Origin of the sequence: Paracoccus homiensis (genome assembly GCF_900111675.1) — a bacterium.
Lineage (GTDB): Bacteria > Pseudomonadota > Alphaproteobacteria > Rhodobacterales > Rhodobacteraceae > Paracoccus > Paracoccus homiensis.
On sequence record NZ_FOHO01000034.1, the window covers coordinates 1 to 4,422 of the forward strand.

The 4,422-nt window shown below is 54.5% G+C and carries 3 tRNA genes and 3 rRNA genes; all 6 read right to left on the reverse strand.

The annotated features are described in order from the left end of the window. Positions 1–98 precede the first annotated feature (98 nt). Positions 99–175: transfer RNA gene (locus BMX67_RS19200), tRNA-Met, on the reverse strand. Positions 176–235: 60 nt separating this feature from the next. Beyond that, a 5S ribosomal RNA gene (rrf, locus tag BMX67_RS19205) occupies positions 236–350 on the reverse strand. 91 nt (positions 351–441) lie between these two features. After that, a 23S ribosomal RNA gene (locus BMX67_RS19210) occupies positions 442–3,272 on the reverse strand. 334 nt (positions 3,273–3,606) lie between these two features. Beyond that, a tRNA-Ala gene (locus tag BMX67_RS19215) sits at positions 3,607–3,682 on the reverse strand. Between the two features lie 22 nt (positions 3,683–3,704). Then, positions 3,705–3,781 (reverse strand) — tRNA-Ile (locus tag BMX67_RS19220). Positions 3,782–3,915: 134 nt separating this feature from the next. Further along, positions 3,916–4,422: ribosomal RNA gene (locus tag BMX67_RS19225) — 16S ribosomal RNA — on the reverse strand; the annotation flags it as partial.

Genomic DNA, 4,422 nt, shown 5'->3' on the forward strand with positions numbered 1-4,422 from the left:
CGGCGCCTGAGCGTAGCACTGTTGTAGCACGGGTGAACGCAACGCAGGAATCCTCCCGCGATGGAGGCTGATAAGGTACTGATATAGCTGATAGTATTTGGTTGCGGGGGTAGGATTTGAACCTACGACCTTCAGGTTATGAGCCTGACGAGCTACCGGGCTGCTCTACCCCGCGTCAAGGATTGTCCTGGATCGGTTTTTTCATCGTTTCAGAGAGATCTGCGTTTCTTTCCAGGTCTGGCGGTGACCTACTCTCCCACGTCTTGAGACGCAGTACCATCGGCGCAGCGGCACTTAACGGCCGAGTTCGGGATGGGATCGGGTGTTTTGCTCGCGCTAGGGCCACCAGACCAGGAAAGGAACGCTCGGCGTTGCTGCTTTTGGCAGTTTGTTGTCCAAGTTGATGCTTTTGGAGGAAGCTTAATCCTGCTTCTTCCGGATCAAATCAAGCCTATCGAGCCATTAGTACCGGTCAACTGAATGCATTGCTGCACTTACATCTCCGGCCTATCGACGTGGTGGTCTTCCACGGCTCTCAAGGGATACCTTGTTTTGAGGGGGGCTTCACGCTTAGATGCCTTCAGCGTTTATCCTGTCCGTTCATAGCTACCCTGCACTGCCGTTGGCACGACAACAGGTCCACCAGTGGAACGTTCACCCCGGTCCTCTCGTACTAGGGGCAACTCCTCTCAAGTATCCAACACCCACGGCAGATAGGGACCGAACTGTCTCACGACGTTCTAAACCCAGCTCACGTACCTCTTTAAACGGCGAACAGCCGTACCCTTGGGACCTGCTCCAGCCCCAGGATGAGATGAGCCGACATCGAGGTGCCAAACGATGCCGTCGATATGGACTCTTGGGCATCATCAGCCTGTTATCCCCAGCGTACCTTTTATCCGTTGAGCGATGGCCCTTCCACTCGGGACCACCGGATCACTATGGCCGTCTTTCGACTCTGCTCGACTTGTCAGTCTTGCAGTCAGGCTGGCTTCTGCCATTGCACTCAACGAGCGATTTCCGACCGCTCTGAGCCAACCTTCGCGCGCCTCCGTTACTGTTTGGGAGGCGACCGCCCCAGTCAAACTACCCGCCACGCAGGGTCCCGGATCCGGATAACGGACCGCGGTTAGACATCAAGAGTGCGAAGGGCGGTATCTCAAGGATGGCTCCACCGGAACTGGCGTCCCGATATCAAAGCCTACCGCCTATCCTGCACATCGCAATCCTGATGCCAGTGCGAAGCTGTAGTAAAGGTGCATGGGGTCTTTCCGTCTAACCGCGGGAAGTCTGCATCTTCACAGACAATTCAATTTCGCTGAGTCCACATTTGAGACAGCGGGGAAGTCGTTACGCCATTCGTGCAGGTCGGAACTTACCCGACAAGGAATTTCGCTACCTTAGGACCGTTATAGTTACGGCCGCCGTTTACCGGGGCTTCAATTCAATGCTTGCACATCTCCTTTTAACCTTCCGGCACCGGGCAGGCGTCAGACCCTATACGTCGTCTTGCGACTTCGCAGAGCCCTGTGTTTTTAGTAAACAGTCGCCACCCCCTGGTTTGTGCCCCCGACCGACAGTTGCCTGCCAATCGGGCCTCCTTCTCGCGAACTTACGGAGGTATTTTGCCGAGTTCCTTAAATGTGGTTCTCTCAAGCGCCTTGGTATTCTCTACCAGTCCACCTGTGTCGGTTTCGGGTACGGTCTCATGGAGGGCTATTTCCAGGGACCGCTCAGCTGCCAGTTCAATCCGATAAGGACTGACAACCTCTGCGATCCGTCACCATCTCCTGGCCCAGGAATATTAACCTGGTTCCCATCGACTACGCCTTTCGGCCTCGCCTTAGGGGCCGGCTTACCCTGCTCAGATTAGCTTTAAGCAGGAACCCTTGGACTTTCGGCGACAGGGTCTCTCACCCTGTTTGTCGCTACTCATGTCAACATTCTCACTTCTGATCACTCCACCGGTTGCCTCACGGCCCGGCTTCACAGTCAGAACAATGCCTCCGCAACCCCGAAGGGCTAAAGAGGCAGCGTTCTATATCACAGAACGCTCCGCTACCACGCACAACAAGTGTGCATCCAAAGCTTCGGCTCGTGGCTTGAGCCCCGTTACATCTTCGCCGCAAGACCTCTTGATTAGACCAGTGAGCTGTTACGCTATCTTTAAAGGATGGCTGCTTCTAAGCCAACCTCCTGGTTGTTTTGGAAGTCTCACATGCTTTCCCACTTAGCCACGAATTGGGGGCCTTAGCTGTTGGTCAGGGTTGTTTCCCTCTCCACGACGGACGTTAGCACCCGCCGTGTGTCTCCCGGACAGTTCTCTTGGGTATTCGGAGTTTGCTTAGACTCAGTAAGGCTGTGGGCCCCCATCATCCATGCAGTGCTCTACCCCCCAAGGAATACATCCGAGGCGCTACCTAAATAGCTTTCGCGGAGAACCAGCTATCTCCGAGTTTGATTGGCCTTTCACCCCTAGGCACAAGTCATCCCGACCTTTTTCAACAGGTGTGGGTTCGGCCCTCCAGTTGGTGTTACCCAACCTTCAGCCTGCTCATGCCTAGATCACTCGGTTTCGGGTCTGATCCGTCTAACTCTGTCGCCCATTTAAGACTCGCTTTCGCTGCGCCTACACCTAACGGCTTAAGCTTGCTAGACAGACCAAGTCGTTGACCCATTATACAAAAGGTACGCCGTCACATCTCAAGGATGCTCCGACTGCTTGTAGGCGTCCGGTTTCAGAAACTGTTTCACTCCCCTCGTCGGGGTGCTTTTCACCTTTCCCTCACGGTACTGGTTCGCTATCGGTCAGTAAGGAGTACTTAGCCTTCGAGGGTGGTCCCCCGATCTTCGGACAGGATTTCACGTGTCCCGCCCTACTTAATACGTCCAATCAGACTTCCTATACGGGGCTGTCACCCGCTCTGGCTGATCTTTCCAGATCATTCTAGTCATCATCATGGCTCGGCTGGTCCCCGTTCGCTCGCCGCTACTGGGGGAGTATCTGTTGATTTCCTTTCCTCCGGGTACTTAGATGTTTCAGTTCCCCGGGTTCGCTTCTTAAACCCTATGTATTCAGGTAAAAGATACCTGGTCATGAACGCTGTTGATTACCGAAGGTAACAACAACGAACATTCAGGTGGGTTTCCCCATTCGGAAATTCATGGATCAAAGCTTATTCTCAGCTCCCCATGACTTATCGCAGAGTATCACGTCCTTCATCGCCTCTTACTGCCAAGGCATCCACCAAACGCCCTTATCGCGCTTGATTTGATCCGGAAGAAGAAGGACTAGCCTTCACACCGCGGCCTTTTGCGTTTCCGCGGGGTCGCTTCCGATCAAAAGCATGTACATTCCCGCTCTTGTTCGATGAACAAGAACATTGGTTAGTTGTACTTGACTTGGACAACGTCATCGTTGGTCGCACTCCGAAGAGTGCCGAACCACCGCATCCCCACTTGGATGCGGCCGACAACGCCGATTATTCTCTCTGAACGATGTTAAAAGGATCCCGAAGGATCCGCGTCCGACAGGACGAGACAGAACCACAAAAGGTGCTGTCTGATCATGTCGATCCCAGCCCACCCGGCAGAACCAGGGGGAAATGGTGGAGCCTATCGGATTCGAACCGATGACATCCTGCTTGCAAAGCAGGCGCTCTACCAACTGAGCTAAGGCCCCGCATCCCGTGCTGCGGGAATGATGGTGGGTCGAGGAGGACTTGAACCTCCGACCTCACGCTTATCAGGCGTGCGCTCTAACCACCTGAGCTACCGACCCATTCAGGCCGGGGGCCCGATACTTGACATTGAAGGGATATGAGGACGGTTCGGCCGTCAATATGAGCATCTGACTGATGCTCTGCTAAGTCGCGTCACGAGACTGACATGTCAGTCTGCTAGGCGCTTCCTTAGAAAGGAGGTGATCCAGCCGCAGGTTCCCCTACGGCTACCTTGTTACGACTTCACCCCAGTCGCTGATCCTACCGTGGTCCGCTGCCTCCAAAAGGTTAGCGCACGGCCGTCGGGTAGAACCAACTCCCATGGTGTGACGGGCGGTGTGTACAAGGCCCGGGAACGTATTCACCGCGGCATGCTGTTCCGCGATTACTAGCGATTCCAACTTCATGCCCTCGAGTTGCAGAGGACAATCCGAACTGAGATGGCTTTTGGGGATTAACCCACTGTCACCACCATTGTAGCACGTGTGTAGCCCAACCCGTAAGGGCCATGAGGACTTGACGTCATCCACACCTTCCTCCGACTTATCATCGGCAGTTTCCATAGAGTGCCCAACTGAATGCTGGCAACTAGGGACGTGGGTTGCGCTCGTTGCCGGACTTAACCGAACATCTCACGACACGAGCTGACGACAGCCATGCAGCACCTGTCTCCAGGTCACCGAAGTGAAAGATCCATCTC